General features: G+C 64.9%; 16 protein-coding genes. 14 read left to right on the plus strand and 2 right to left on the minus strand.

The window, feature by feature from the left end; all coding sequences use genetic code 11:
* The first annotated feature begins 10 nt into the window (after positions 1-10).
* From napG to C3F36_RS18680, 14 genes are all read left to right on the plus strand, one after another.
* A complete protein-coding gene (napG, locus tag C3F36_RS18615; protein WP_049636342.1) occupies positions 11-745 on the plus strand; it encodes a ferredoxin-type protein NapG in 735 nt (244 codons plus the stop codon).
* Positions 742-1,617 (plus strand): quinol dehydrogenase ferredoxin subunit NapH, encoded by an 876-nt coding sequence (gene napH, locus C3F36_RS18620; protein ID WP_049636341.1) that lies wholly within the window; start codon positions 742-744, stop codon positions 1,615-1,617. Before napG ends, napH begins: the two co-directional genes overlap by 4 nt.
* Entirely contained in the window at positions 1,617-2,072 is a 456-nt protein-coding gene (locus C3F36_RS18625; protein ID WP_041212738.1) for a nitrate reductase cytochrome c-type subunit, read from the plus strand. The genes napH and C3F36_RS18625 overlap by 1 nt, the downstream gene beginning before the upstream one ends.
* Positions 2,073-2,083: 11 nt before the next feature.
* Positions 2,084-2,674 carry a cytochrome c3 family protein gene (locus tag C3F36_RS18630; RefSeq protein WP_010674159.1) on the plus strand — a complete coding sequence of 197 codons (591 nt, stop codon included), beginning with the start codon at positions 2,084-2,086 and terminating at the stop codon, positions 2,672-2,674.
* A gap of 193 nt (positions 2,675-2,867) precedes the next feature.
* Positions 2,868-3,374, plus strand: coding sequence for a molybdenum cofactor biosynthesis protein B (gene moaB, locus C3F36_RS18635; protein WP_039038846.1), 507 nt, complete (start codon positions 2,868-2,870; stop codon positions 3,372-3,374).
* A 50-nt stretch (positions 3,375-3,424) separates the two neighbouring features.
* On the plus strand, positions 3,425-3,919 hold the full coding sequence (gene moaC / locus C3F36_RS18640) for a cyclic pyranopterin monophosphate synthase MoaC (RefSeq protein ID WP_104455658.1): 495 nt from the start codon (positions 3,425-3,427) through the stop codon (positions 3,917-3,919).
* The gene (gene moaD, locus C3F36_RS18645) at positions 3,916-4,161 is read left to right on the plus strand and encodes a molybdopterin synthase sulfur carrier subunit (RefSeq protein ID WP_010674162.1); all 246 of its coding nucleotides are present in this window, start codon (positions 3,916-3,918) and stop codon (positions 4,159-4,161) included. The genes moaC and moaD overlap by 4 nt, the downstream gene beginning before the upstream one ends.
* Before the next feature lie 3 nt (positions 4,162-4,164).
* Positions 4,165-4,644, plus strand: coding sequence for a molybdopterin synthase catalytic subunit MoaE (gene moaE, locus C3F36_RS18650; RefSeq protein WP_104455659.1), 480 nt, complete (start codon positions 4,165-4,167; stop codon positions 4,642-4,644).
* Between the two features lie 54 nt (positions 4,645-4,698).
* Entirely contained in the window at positions 4,699-5,421 is a 723-nt protein-coding gene (gene modA, locus C3F36_RS18655; protein ID WP_104455660.1) for a molybdate ABC transporter substrate-binding protein, read from the plus strand.
* A 116-nt stretch (positions 5,422-5,537) separates the two neighbouring features.
* Positions 5,538-6,218, plus strand: coding sequence for a molybdate ABC transporter permease subunit (gene modB / locus C3F36_RS18660; protein WP_104455661.1), 681 nt, complete (start codon positions 5,538-5,540; stop codon positions 6,216-6,218).
* On the plus strand, positions 6,215-7,270 hold the full coding sequence (gene modC, locus C3F36_RS18665; protein ID WP_104455662.1) for a molybdenum ABC transporter ATP-binding protein: 1,056 nt from the start codon (positions 6,215-6,217) through the stop codon (positions 7,268-7,270). Before modB ends, modC begins: the two co-directional genes overlap by 4 nt.
* A 67-nt stretch (positions 7,271-7,337) precedes the next feature.
* Positions 7,338-8,114 carry an alpha/beta fold hydrolase gene (locus C3F36_RS18670; RefSeq protein ID WP_042017457.1) on the plus strand — a complete coding sequence of 259 codons (777 nt, stop codon included), beginning with the start codon at positions 7,338-7,340 and terminating at the stop codon, positions 8,112-8,114.
* Between the two features lie 113 nt (positions 8,115-8,227).
* Positions 8,228-9,271: a plasmid segregation protein ParM domain-containing protein gene (gene parM / locus C3F36_RS18675; protein WP_223302530.1), complete on the plus strand. Its 1,044-nt coding sequence runs from the start codon at positions 8,228-8,230 to the stop codon at positions 9,269-9,271.
* On the plus strand, positions 9,264-10,076 hold the full coding sequence (locus C3F36_RS18680) for a hypothetical protein (RefSeq protein ID WP_233759668.1): 813 nt from the start codon (positions 9,264-9,266) through the stop codon (positions 10,074-10,076). The genes parM and C3F36_RS18680 overlap by 8 nt, the downstream gene beginning before the upstream one ends.
* A 71-nt stretch (positions 10,077-10,147) precedes the next feature.
* Here the strand turns inward: C3F36_RS18680 and moeB are convergent, their stop codons facing one another.
* Together moeB and moeA are read right to left on the minus strand one after the other, a co-directional pair.
* Positions 10,148-10,903: a molybdopterin-synthase adenylyltransferase MoeB gene (gene moeB, locus C3F36_RS18685; protein ID WP_104455663.1), complete on the minus strand. Its 756-nt coding sequence runs from the start codon at positions 10,901-10,903 to the stop codon at positions 10,148-10,150.
* Complete coding sequence (gene moeA, locus C3F36_RS18690) at positions 10,900-12,126, minus strand: molybdopterin molybdotransferase MoeA (protein WP_104456089.1); 1,227 nt, start codon at positions 12,124-12,126, stop codon at positions 10,900-10,902. The genes moeB and moeA overlap by 4 nt, the downstream gene beginning before the upstream one ends.
* Positions 12,127-12,192: the final 66 nt, after the last annotated feature.

The raw sequence follows: 12,192 nt of genomic DNA on the forward strand, positions 1-12,192 counted from the left end.
GGAGCGCGAGATGAGTCGTAGTCGGCGCCAGTTTCTGGCCGACATGGCCAAGGGGGTCTGCGGTGTGGGCCTGCTTGGCGTGGGGCTCGGCGGCGTGGCGCGCCAGCAGGTGCAGGCTTTGCCTGCCCAGGCGCTGCGCCCGCCGGCCGCCCTCGACGAGGCCGAGTTTCTCGGCGCCTGCGTGCGCTGCGGGCTCTGCGTCGAGGCATGCCCCTACGACACCCTCAAGCTCGCCCGGCTGTTTGAACCCGTGACCACCGGCACCCCCTACTTCAAGGCGCGCGCCGTTCCGTGCGAGATGTGTGACGACATCCCCTGCGTGGCGGCCTGCCCGAGCGGGGCGCTGGATCGGGCCATGACCGATATCGATCAGGCGCGGATGGGGGTGGCGGTGCTCATCGATCACGAGACCTGCCTCAACTACCTGGGGCTGCGCTGCGACGTTTGCTACCGGGTCTGCCCCCTCATCGACAAGGCCATTACCTTGGAGCTGCAGCACAACCCGCGCACAGGCAAGCACGCCATGTTCCTGCCCACGGTGCACAGCGATCTCTGCACCGGCTGCGGCAAGTGCGAGCACGCCTGCGTGCTGGAGGAGGCGGCCATCAAGGTGGTGCCTCGCCAGCTTGCCAAGGGGGAGCTGGGTCACCACTACCGGCTCGGCTGGGAAGAGAAGGCGAAGGCGGGCAAATCGCTCATCGGCGACAGGCTCACCCTGCCGACCCGCAAACCGGAGGGTCTATGAGTCGGTATCCAGGGGCCGAGGCCACGGCCAGGCTGGGGTGGTGGCGTGCCCACCGCTTCCTGCTGCTGCGCCGGCTTTGCCAGTTCGGGGTGCTGGGGCTGTTCCTGCTGGGGCCGCTCGCGGGCATCTGGATCCTCAAGGGCAACCTCTCCAGCTCCCTGCTGCTGGAGACGGTGCCCCTCACGGATCCCCTGACCCTGTTGCAGTCGGTGGCGGCGGGCCAGTGGCCCATCCCCACCCTGTGGCTCGGGGCCGGGCTGGTGCTCGCGGGTTACTGGCTGGTCGGGGGGCGGGTGTTCTGCTCCTGGGTCTGTCCAGTCAACCTGGTCACCGATGTCGCCGCCTGGCTCAGGGGGCGGCTCGGGCTCAAGGGCAATGGTCAGTTCAACCGCGCTACCCGCTACTGGCTGCTGGCCATGGTGCTGGTGGCGCCGGCCATCACAGGCGTGCTGGTGTGGGAGCTGGTCAATCCGGTGTCGCTCACCCTGCGGGGCCTGCTGTTTGGCATGGGGGCGGGCTGGGGCCTGCTGGCGGTGCTGTTCCTGTTCGACCTTTTTGTGGTGGAGCGGGGCTGGTGCGGCCACCTCTGTCCGGTGGGGGCCTTCTATGCCCTGGTCAACCGGGTCGGGTTCATCAAGATTGCAGCCTCGGGGCGCGAGCGGTGCAGCAACTGCATGGATTGTTATGCGGTCTGCCCGGAGCGTCCCATCCTGCGCGGCCCCGTTCACGGTGCCAGGCGTGGTCACGGGCCCTTGATTGCGGCTCAGGAGTGTACCAACTGCGGCCGTTGCATCGATGTCTGCGCGGAGCAAGTTTTTGAAATCACTGTAGGTTTTGCCGTCAAGGCAGAGAAAACGTCGGAGAACACATAATGAAGAAGCTGATTGGAGCAATGCTGGCCTGCCTGATGGCGGGTTCCTTGATGGCGGCCGTCCCCGAGATCACCAACAGCACGGGGGGCATCAAGTCGGAGCGGGGAAGCACGGATCTGGTGACGGATGCCGACGCGGCCCCTCTGAAGAACTTTCGCAAGGATGGCGACCTCTACGATCGCCAGTACATGCACCAGCCCCCGCTGATCCCCCACGACACCCGCAACTATGAAGTGGACAACAAGGTCAACAAGTGCCTGGCCTGTCACAGCTTCAAGAACGCCAGTGCCATGAAGGCCCCCAAGATAAGCCCCACCCACTTCGAGACCCGCGACGGCATGACCCTGGGCGAAGTCTCGCCGCGCCGCTACTTCTGTCTGCAGTGCCACGTGCCGCAAGCGGACGCCAAGCCGCTGGTGAACAATACCTTCAAACCGGTTGAAGCGCTGAACTGAGGAGCCCATAGATGAAATTACCCGGCTTTGTGAAGCGTCTGTGGACCACCTTCAAGTCACCGTCGAAGGCGGCCCTCTGGGTCATCCTGCTGATGGGCTTCTTCGGTGGCGTCATCTTCTGGGGCGGGTTCAACACCGCCATGGAAGCGTCCAACACCGAGGCCTTCTGCACCGGTTGCCACGAGATGAAGGACAACGTGTTCGTGGAGTACCGCGACACCATCCACTACGCCAACCGCTCCGGCGTGCGGGCCAGCTGCCCGGATTGCCACGTACCCCACGAGTGGACCTACAAGATCATCCGCAAGGTGCAGGCCTCCAAGGAGCTGTGGGGCATGATCACCGGCAAGGTGGATACCCGCGAGAAGTTTGAATCCCACCGGCGGGAGATGGCCGAGCGGGAGTGGCAGCGGATGAAGGAGACGGATTCGCGCGAGTGCCGCAACTGCCACAACTTCGAGTACATGGACTTCTCCCTGCAAGGGCGTCGGGCCGCCCAGATGCACTCCACCAACCTGGCAAGCGGGGCCAACACCTGCATCGACTGCCACAAGGGGATTGCGCACCAACTGCCTGACATGAAAGGGGTGCCAGGCTTCTGATGGGAAGGCCGCCGGATCCTCGGGATCCGGCGGCCTTCGAGATTAATGGGCAATGATGCCCCCCAGCCAGACATCTTTTGATAGAATCCCTTCCCGGCAACGCGGCGCCCACCGGCTCCTTTCATGGCTGGCACCACGGTGCGGCGCGTTCACCTCATCCTCTCGTGGTCAATGATTGACAGGAATGGCCCCAATGGCACCCAAACACAGCGAATTCATCCCTCTCAAGATCGCCGTCCTGACGGTTTCCGACAGTCGCACCGCTGCCGATGACAGCTCGGGGGACTATCTGGTCGAGGCCCTGACCCAGACCGGCCACGTGCTGGCCGACCGGGCGCTCTGCCCCGACAACCTGTTTCGCATCCGCGCCCAGGTGAGCGACTGGATTGCCGACGAGGGAGTCCAGGTGGTGCTCATCAATGGCGGCACCGGCTTCAACGAGCAGAACCGGGTGCCCGAGGCGGTCGGCGTGCTGTTCGAGCGCACGGTGCAGGGCTTTGGCGAGATGTTCCGCCAGCTCTCGTTTGCCGAGATAAAAGGCTCCGCCATGCAGAGCCGTGCCCTGGCAGGGCTCGCCAATCGCACCCTGATCTGCTGCCTACCCGGCTCCACCGGCGCCTGCCGTCTGGGCTGGGAACAGCTTATCCGGGATCAGCTCGACGCCCGTACCCGGCCGTGCAACTTCGTGACCCATCTGTGATCCCGGGAGTAAACCCGGATCATCCATCTTATTTTTCGATAGGGGCATAGATGAACCTGACCCATCTCAACCAGAGCGGCGAGGCCCACATGGTAGATGTCACCGACAAGCAGGTGACCGAACGCGAGGCCCGCGCCGAGGCTTTCGTGACCATGGCCCCCGAGACCCTGGCGTTGATCCTGAGCGGTCAGCACCACAAGGGGGACGTGTTCGCCACCGCCCGCATCGCCGGCATCATGGCGGCCAAGAAGACCGCCGATCTTATCCCACTCTGCCATCCGCTGGCCTTGACCAAAGTCGAGGTGGAGATAGTGCCGCTGGCCGAGCAGAATCGGGTGCATATCCGCACCCTGTGCAAGCTCTCGGGCAAGACCGGGGTGGAGATGGAGGCGCTCACCGCCGCCTCGGTGGCGGCCCTGACCATCTACGACATGTGCAAGGCGGTGCAAAAGGACATGGTTATCGAGCAGGTGCGTCTGGTGGAGAAAAAGGGCGGTAAATCCGGTCATTTCCAACTGGGTGAGACCAAAGGAGAGCAGGCATGATCAAGGTTCTGTTTTTTGCGCAGGTGCGTGAGCTGGTCGGCTGCGACGAGCTGAGCCTGCCTTGCGACTACGCCAGTGCCGATGCCCTTCGCGCCGCCTTGAGCGAGCGGGGTGACAAGTGGGCGCTGGCGCTCGAATCCGGCAAGCTCCTGGTGGCGGTCAACCAGACCCTGGTGCCGCTGGATACCCCCCTCCATGACGGGGATGAGGTCGCCTTCTTCCCGCCGGTGACCGGAGGTTGAGCCATGAGCGACGTAGCCATCACAGATCGCATTCTGGTGCAGCGGGCTGACTTCTCGCTGGCCGACGAATATGCCCGCCTCGCTGCCCGGCAGAACACAGGCGCGATTGTCAGCTTTGTCGGCAAGGTACGCGACTTCAATCAGGGGGAGCATGTGAAGGGGCTGGCCCTCGAACACTACCCCGGCATGACCGAGAAGGCGCTGGCGAACATAGTGGCCGAGGCCCGCGGGCGCTGGCCGCTGCAGGAGTGCACCCTCATTCACCGCATCGGCGAGCTGCTGCTCGGGGATCAGATCGTGCTGGTGGTGGTGAGCAGCGCCCACCGTGAGGCGGCTTTCGAGGCCTGCCACTTCATCATGGATTTCTTGAAGACCCGGGCGCCGTTCTGGAAAAAAGAGCTGACCGCCGACGGGGTGCAACGCTGGGTCGAGGCCAGGGCGAGCGATGACGCCGCCCTGGCCCGCTGGCAACAAGGGGAGTGAGCCTCGGGCTCGCGTCAATCGATCCGGCCGTGCCGGAACATAAGGAGCAAAGGAATGAAAAGATGGGTATCCCTGTTGGTGCTGGGCGCCGGCGCCATGTACAGCGGTGCTGTGCTGGCTGACGAGGTCAAGGTGGCGGTGGCTGCCAACTTCAAGGGCACCATAGAGCGCATCGGCAAGGAGTTCACCGCCAAGACCGGCCACAGCGTCGTCATCAGTTCGGCGGCCACCGGCGTGCTCTATACCCAGATCACCCACGGTGCGCCCTTCGATCTCTTCCTTTCGGCCGACGTGGCGACCCCTCAAAAGCTGGAGTCGGAAGGCAAGGGGAGCGAACGCTTCACCTATGCCATCGGTCAGCTCGGCCTCTGGCAGAAGGGGGGGCCTGCTCCTGATGAGGCCACCTTGCGCTACTGGCAGGGGGAGCTGGCCATCGCCAACCCCAAGACAGCGCCCTATGGCGCCGCCGCCATGGCGACCCTGGCTCACCTCAAGATCGATCCCAAGCAGTATCGGGTGCTGACCGGCACCAACATCAGCCAGACCTGGCAGTTCGTCGACACCGGCAATGCGAAGCTGGGCTTTGTCGCCTGGGCCAATCTGGTGGAGGCGGGCAAGACCGGCGAAGCCTGGGCGGTGCCGGCCAGCTTCTATCCCCCCATCGAGCAGCAGGCCCTGGTGCTGAAGAAAGGGGCGGCGGTGGATGCCCTGGTCGCCTGGCTCAAGGGGCCGGGACAGGCGCAGATCAAGGCGGCGGGTTACGCCCTGCCGCAGTAAGCGCCCGGCGTCTGCCGGCCAGCTCCGTGCTGGCCAGATCCGGTGCCTGACGTGTCCCAAGGCGGCGCCCGTCATGACGGCGCCCTGTTTTTTATCGACACCCGAGAGGGGACCCTATGAGTGAAGGGGATCTGCTGGCGGTCTGGCTGACCCTGAAACTGGCGGCCAGCACCACTGCCATCCTGCTGCTGCTGTCGCCGCCGCTCGCCTGGTGGCTGTCTCGCAGCCAGCACCGGCTGCGCCCTCTGGTGGAGGCCATGGTGGCCCTGCCGCTGGTGCTGCCGCCCACCGTGCTCGGTTTCTATCTGCTGCTGGCCTTCTCCCCGGAGTACGGCCTCGGTGACTGGTGGCGGGAGACCTTCGGGGCCCAGCTCGCCTTCAGTTTCCTCGGCCTGCTCATCGCCTCCGTCATCTATTCGCTCCCCTTCGTGGTACAACCCCTCACCTCCGCCTTCGTCAACATGGGCAACAAGGAGCTGGAGGCTGCCGCCACCCTGGGGATGGGCCCGTTTGAGCGCTTCTTTCGCATCATCCTGCCCATGACGTTGCCCAGCTTCGTGATGGCGGCAGCGCTGGGCTTTGCCCACACCCTGGGGGAGTTCGGGGTGGTGCTGATGATTGGCGGCAACATTCCCGGGGAGACCCAGCTGCTCTCCATCGCCCTGTTTGATCACGTGGAGGCGATGGATTACCAGAATGCCCATATTCTGGCAGGCGGCCTGATGAGCTTCTCCCTGGTGATGCTGGTGCTGGTCTACGGCGTGCTGCAACGCCGGCAACGGAGGCTGTTCGGATGAACCTCTACCTCAAGGCCAGACGTGATTTCGGCCCCTTCACCCTGGCGTGTGATCTGGCGCTGCCCCCCAGCCGCATCCTCGGCCTGTTCGGTCCTTCGGGCTGTGGCAAGAGCACCCTGCTGCGCATCATCGCCGGGCTCGACAGGGCCCCGGGCGATGCCCTGCGCTGGCAGGGGCGCGAGCTTGCAGCCCTGCCCCCCGAGGCGCGGCGCATCGGGCTGGTGTTTCAGGATGCTCGTCTCTTCCCCCACCTGAGCGTGCTCGGCAACCTGCAACTGGCGGCTCGCAAGGGGAGGGGGCGCTGGCAGCCAGAGGATCTGGCTGCGCGCCTCGGCTTTGCCGAGCTGCTGGGGCAACCGGCCCACGGCCTCTCCGGCGGGCAGCGTCAGCGGGTGGCACTGGCCAGGGCCTTGCTGGCCGAGCCCGACTTGCTGCTGCTGGATGAACCCTTCTCGGCGCTGGACAGGCGCAGCCGCATCCATCAGGCCCACGTGCTCAAGGGCTTGCAGCAGGAGAGCGGCATCCCCATGATCTTCGTCAGCCACGCCATGGAGGAGGTGAGCCTGCTCTGCGATGGACTGGTGCTGCTGGCAGAGGGACGGGTGGAGGCCCAGGGCACCCCCGAGGAGATCTTCGCCCGCACCGACCTGTCGCTGGCCAGTCGCGACGACGTCGGGGTCATGCTATCGGCGAGCCTGTCCTACTACGACGAGCACGAGCAGATGGCGACCCTGCGACTCGGGGAGCAGACCCTGATGGTGACCATGGAGCATGCCCCCGATGAAGCAGGCCCCTTGCAGATCAAGGTGGCGGCGCGGGATCTGGTGATCGCCACCGAGCCCATCGTGCACTCCAGCCTCTCCAACTGCCTCGAGACCCGGCTGCTGGAGGTGCGGGAGGTGCGACCGGGGCAGACCCTGTTGCAGTTGGCTCTCGGGCAGCAGATACTGCTGGCCCGGATCACCAGCCGCTCCGCGCAGCGGCTCGCCCTGACGCCGGCCATGCGCCTCTACGCCTACATCAAGGCGGTGAGCCTGGTGGGAGAGGGGTAGACAGGGGACCGGAGTACGGATTGGCTGGTCATGAGTGGCCGGCATGGCGTCGAGAAAGGGGGGACGGGTGCGTCGCAATCAGGTAATGAAATCCCATGGCTTGGCCCTGCGCAGTGCGGGGGAGGGGCCCTTGCTGCTCTTGCTGCACGGGCTGGGCTCTTCCAGCCTCGACTGGCAGGCGCAGATCGAGCGTTTTTCCGAGCGCTACCGGGTGGTGGCCATCGACTTGCGCGGCCACGGCCAGAGCATGCAGGAGGGGCCCTTTGACGTGCCCACCCTGGCGGCGGATGTGGCCCGCTGGCTCGACGAACAGCCCGAGCCTGCCTGGGTAGTGGGGTTGTCGCTCGGTGCCATGGTGGCGCTGGAGCTGGCGCTGCAACTGCCCCACAAGGTGCAGGGGTTGGTGCTGGTCAACGGCTTCAGCGAATTTCTGCTGGAGACGCCAAAGGAGCAGGAGCGCTATGCCATGCGCCTCAAGTGGCTGCGCTGGTTCGGCATGCGGCCGCTGGCGTGGTGGCTCGGTCGCGAGCTCTTTCCCGGCCCCGATCTCGCCCAGGTGCGCCACACCTTCCGGGGGCGCTTCGTGCGCAACAAAAAGAAGACCTACAAGGCGCTGCTGGAGGCGCTGCCCGGCTGGTCGGTGCGGGCTCGTCTCGGCACCCTCTGGCAGCCGGTGGCCATCATCTCCACCAGTCACGACTATCTGCCCCTGGCGCGGCGGGTGGAGCAGTTCGCCTCCCTGCCCAATGCCACCATCCACACCCCGGATGGTCACCACGCCTGGCCGGCGGAAGATCCTGCCGGGTTCAATCATTTGCTTCACCGGATTTTAGAAACCCATTAGACTTGTCGCCTTTTGACCTTGATCCCCCGTGTATGTATTGGTCCGATCGCCTTGCCAGTGGCAGATGGCAAGGCAATCGGACCCATCTTGCCCTATTGAACAGGTATTTCCTCATGTCTGAAGTAATGAAAATGGCCATCGACGATGGTTCAACCAACGTCAAGGTGAGCTGGATTGAGAACAAGGTGCTCAAGACCATCATCTCCCCCAACTCCTTTCGCAAGGATTGGAAGAGTGCCGCCTTGCGCAAGGACAAGAAGATCTACAACTACGAGATAGGCAACACCAAGTACACCTACGACGCCACCTCCGACAAGTCCCTGGCCACCACCCACGTGGAGTACCAGTACGACGATCTCAACCTGCTCTCCGTGCACCATGCCCTGTTGCAGACCGGCGTGACCCCCTGCGATGTGGCCATCACCGTGACCCTGCCCATCACCGAGTTCTACAACCCGGATGACTGCCAGCGCAATGAAGAGAAGATCGAGAAGAAGCGCCGCAACCTGATGCGGGCCATCAGCCTCAACAAGGGTGAGCTGTTCAACATCGTCAGCGTGGAGGTGATGCCGGAAAGCCTGCCGGCGGCGCTCTCCCGCCTGATTGGCTCGGGCTGCAACGAGTTCACCAAGACGCTGGTGATCGACTGCGGTGGCACCACCCTGGACATGGGGATCATCGTCGGCGAGTTTGACGACGTTTCCGATGTGTATGGCAACAACGAGATCGGCGTCTCCATGGTAACCGACGCGACCCGCAAGGCGCTGGCGGCGGCAGACAGCGATTCGAGCTATCTGGTGGCCAACGAATTCATCAAGCGCCGCCACGACATGAGCTTCGTGCGGGACGTGGTCAACGACGAGAGCCAGATCCCGAAGATCCTCGAGAAGATGCAGAACAAGATCGACGAGCTCGGCTCCCAGGTGGCTCACGAGGCGAAGAAGTTCGCCAAGAACCCGAACCGGATCTATCTGGTCGGTGGCGGCGCGTCCCTGATCGTCGATGCCATCAAGGCTGCCTACCCGACCCTGGGTGAGCGGGTGGAGCTGCTGGACGATGCCCAGTCCGCCCTGGCGCGGGAGATCTGCCTCTACACCACAGAAGAGGAAGAGGTGTACCGTGAGGCGCCCGTGATGGCCGAGGTCGGCGATGAGTAGTCAACTCAAGCGCATGACCTTCTCCATCTTCATGGATCCGGGTGCGCTGGAGTCTGATCGCTATGCGGCCGGGATCTTGCAAAGCTGGTATCAGCGGGCGCGCAAGATCCAGGACGATGTGGAGGAGTTCGACTTCTCCAAGAGCCGTTTTCACAAGGACATCTACCTCTGCGGCATGTTCCTGTACGTGCTGGCACCGAACCTGTGCAAGGGGATGGCCAATGCCTTCGGCCCGGAGCAGGTGAACCTCTCGACCCTGCGCCATGTCTTCGCCAGTTGCGGCTTCGATCTGGGGGAAGGGAGTGCGCCCGTGGCGACCGATACCCTGATCGATGAAATCGTGGCCAGGCTGGCTCCCCAGCTGGGGCAGGGGGACAACCGGGGGCTGGCGGATGAAATCGTTCAACGTCTGGGTCAGCAGGCGGCTGCGCCACTTCCGGACAGCCTGGTGGACGAGATTGTAAGCCGCATCGGCGAGCAGCAGCCCACCGGGCTCTGGGACGAGCTGAAGCAGGGGTTGCCGGCCCCGCTCGATCACGATTTGCTGGCAGAGGCCATCGCGGGCAAGCTGCCGACGGCGGGGGGAGAGGCGGATCTGGCCCCCCTTGCGGGCAGCATCCAGCTGCTCTCCCGCCAGCTGGAGGAGCAGTCCCGGCTCATTCGCGAGCAGCACCGCCTGATCCAGCGCCTGGCCAGCCAGCCCGCCCGGGGGGCTGGCTCGTCCGAGCTGGCCGAGCCCCTCATCGAAGATCTCTCGAATCAGGTGGCGAGCATGAAGAAGGTCAAGGCGAAGGGGATCTTCTAGGCCCTTTGTGACAACCCGCAGCCCAATGAAAAAAGCCGAACCCCGGGGTTCGGCTTTTTTGTGGGCGCAGCTCAGGGCCTTGAGCAGACCGGGCAGTCGGGGCGTTTGGGCAGTTTCAGCTCGCGAAAGCTGCCACCCAGACCGTCGATCACCAGCAGGCGGCCGCTGTAGCTTTTGCCCATGCCCGCCAGCAGCTTGATGGCTTCGAGCGCCTGCAGGCTGCCCACCAGTCCCACCACGGGGGCCAGTACCCCCGCCTCGACACAGGTGAGGGCCTGATCGCCAAAGAGGGCGCTGAGACAGGCGTAGCAGGGTTCATCCTCCTGCCAGGTGAAGCTGCAGAGCTGCCCTTCCAGCCGGATGGCGGCGCCGCTGACCAGGGGCACCTTGTGCTGGCGGGCACGCTGGTTGAGGAGGTTTCGGATGGCGACGTTGTCGGTGCAGTCGAGCACCAGCTGATGGCCTGGCAGCAGGGCATCGAGCAGCGCCTCGTCGGCGAGGGCGGCGTGGGTCTCCACCTCGAGCCAGGGGTTGAGGGCGTGCAGGGACGTCGCCGCGGACTCCACCTTGAGCTGGCCGATGCGCGCGTCGCTGTGCAGCACCTGGCGCTGCAAATTGGAGAGCTCCACCCGATCGAAATCCACCAGGGTGAGGTGGCCGACCCCGGCCACCGCCAGATACTGGCTGGCGGCGCAGCCGAGGCCCCCGGCGCCGATGACCAGCACGCGGGATTGCTTGAGCGCCTCCTGTCCCTCGAAGTCGAAGGATTTGAGCACGATCTGGCGGTTGTAGCGAAGGAGTTCTGCGTCGCTCAGGATCTCGCTCACAGCAGCAGCCCCGAGAAGGGCTCGACGGTGACCGTCTCACCGGCGGCCACCTTGCCGCGCTCCTGCTCGAGCACGATGTAGCAGTTGGCCCGGGACAGGGAGCTGAACACCCCGGAGTCCTGGGAGCCGGTGCTGCGTACCTCGAGACCATTCGGGCCCACGCTCAATATGCCGCGCTGGAAGTCCTGGCGCCCCGGGCTCTTCTTGAGCGGCTCTGTCGCCAGGGCCTGGAGGGGGTGCGGGCGTGCAAACTGCTGACCGGCGAGTCTGGCCAGAGCCGGTTGCACCAGCTGATCGAAGGTGACCATGGCGGAGACCGGGTTGCCCGGCAGACCGAAGAACCAGGCGTTTGGCAACCGGCCAAAGGCGAAGGGTTTGCCCGGCTTGATGGCGAGCTTCCAGAAGCCAATTTCCCCGAGCTCTTCGAGCAGTTGCTTGGTGAAGTCCGCTTCCCCCACCGAGACTCCCCCGGTGGTGATCAGGGCATCGGCCTCGCGGTCGGCCTGCAAGAAGGCGGCGCGCAGGGCAGCCGGATCGTCGGGGATGATGCCAAGGTCCAGGCACTCACAGCCCATGCGGCTCAGCATCGCCTTGACCCCGTAGCGGTTGGAGTCGTAAATGTCTCCGTGCTGGAGCGGGGTGCCCAGAGGCTTGAGCTCGTCCCCTGTGCTGAAGATGGCGACCTTGAGGGGACGGCGCACCGTGACGTTCGCGATGCCAAGGGAGGCGAGCAGCGGCAGCTCCCTGGGGCTCAGGCGAAGGCCGCTTTCGAGCACCTGGGCACCCTGCGCCAGATCCTCGCCGCGGCGACGGATGTTCTGGCCAGCAACGGGGCGGGTCAGGAAAGTGATCCCGTTGTCGCCGGCTTGCGTTTCTTCCTGCATCACCACAGCGTCTGCACCCGGGGGCACAGGGGCCCCGGTCATGATGCGGATGCAGTGGCCGGCGGGCCACTCCCCCTCATAGGGCTGGCCCGCAAAGGCCTTGCCCGCCACGGGGAGCGGCACCCCGGCGGCGAGATCCGCCAGGCGCACGGCATAGCCGTCCATGGCGGCGTTGTCGAAGGGGGGGACGAAGAGGGGGGAGCTTATCTCCTCGGCCAGGATCCGATCCAGCGCCTGGGGCAGGGGCAACTGCTCCGTCTCGCAGCAGCAGGTGAGTTGTTCCAGCATCCCTTGCAGGGCCTTGTCCAAGGGGAGGAGTGCACCGGTATCGAATCCCATCATCATGACCTCTCTGGTGTGTAGGGGGCGGATTATCCCAAAAATCCGCTCCGATGGGCAGACCGA

This window comes from Aeromonas sp. ASNIH2, assembly GCF_002934795.1.
Classification (GTDB): Bacteria; Pseudomonadota; Gammaproteobacteria; order Enterobacterales; family Aeromonadaceae; genus Aeromonas; species Aeromonas caviae.

Coding starts and splice junctions, on each gene's coding strand:
- C3F36_RS18630 (WP_010674159.1), top strand. CDS start 2,084: ATGAAATTACCCGGCTTTGTGAAGCGTCTGTGGACCACCTTCAAGTCA.
- moeA (WP_104456089.1), bottom strand. CDS start 12,126: ATGGGATTCGATACCGGTGCACTCCTCCCCTTGGACAAGGCCCTGCAA.
- napG (WP_049636342.1), top strand. CDS start 11: ATGAGTCGTAGTCGGCGCCAGTTTCTGGCCGACATGGCCAAGGGGGTC.
- modA (WP_104455660.1), top strand. CDS start 4,699: ATGAAAAGATGGGTATCCCTGTTGGTGCTGGGCGCCGGCGCCATGTAC.
- moaB (WP_039038846.1), top strand. CDS start 2,868: ATGGCACCCAAACACAGCGAATTCATCCCTCTCAAGATCGCCGTCCTG.
- moaE (WP_104455659.1), top strand. CDS start 4,165: ATGAGCGACGTAGCCATCACAGATCGCATTCTGGTGCAGCGGGCTGAC.
- napH (WP_049636341.1), top strand. CDS start 742: ATGAGTCGGTATCCAGGGGCCGAGGCCACGGCCAGGCTGGGGTGGTGG.
- modB (WP_104455661.1), top strand. CDS start 5,538: ATGAGTGAAGGGGATCTGCTGGCGGTCTGGCTGACCCTGAAACTGGCG.
- moaD (WP_010674162.1), top strand. CDS start 3,916: ATGATCAAGGTTCTGTTTTTTGCGCAGGTGCGTGAGCTGGTCGGCTGC.
- modC (WP_104455662.1), top strand. CDS start 6,215: ATGAACCTCTACCTCAAGGCCAGACGTGATTTCGGCCCCTTCACCCTG.
- C3F36_RS18625 (WP_041212738.1), top strand. CDS start 1,617: ATGAAGAAGCTGATTGGAGCAATGCTGGCCTGCCTGATGGCGGGTTCC.
- parM (WP_223302530.1), top strand. CDS start 8,228: ATGTCTGAAGTAATGAAAATGGCCATCGACGATGGTTCAACCAACGTC.
- moaC (WP_104455658.1), top strand. CDS start 3,425: ATGAACCTGACCCATCTCAACCAGAGCGGCGAGGCCCACATGGTAGAT.
- C3F36_RS18680 (WP_233759668.1), top strand. CDS start 9,264: ATGAGTAGTCAACTCAAGCGCATGACCTTCTCCATCTTCATGGATCCG.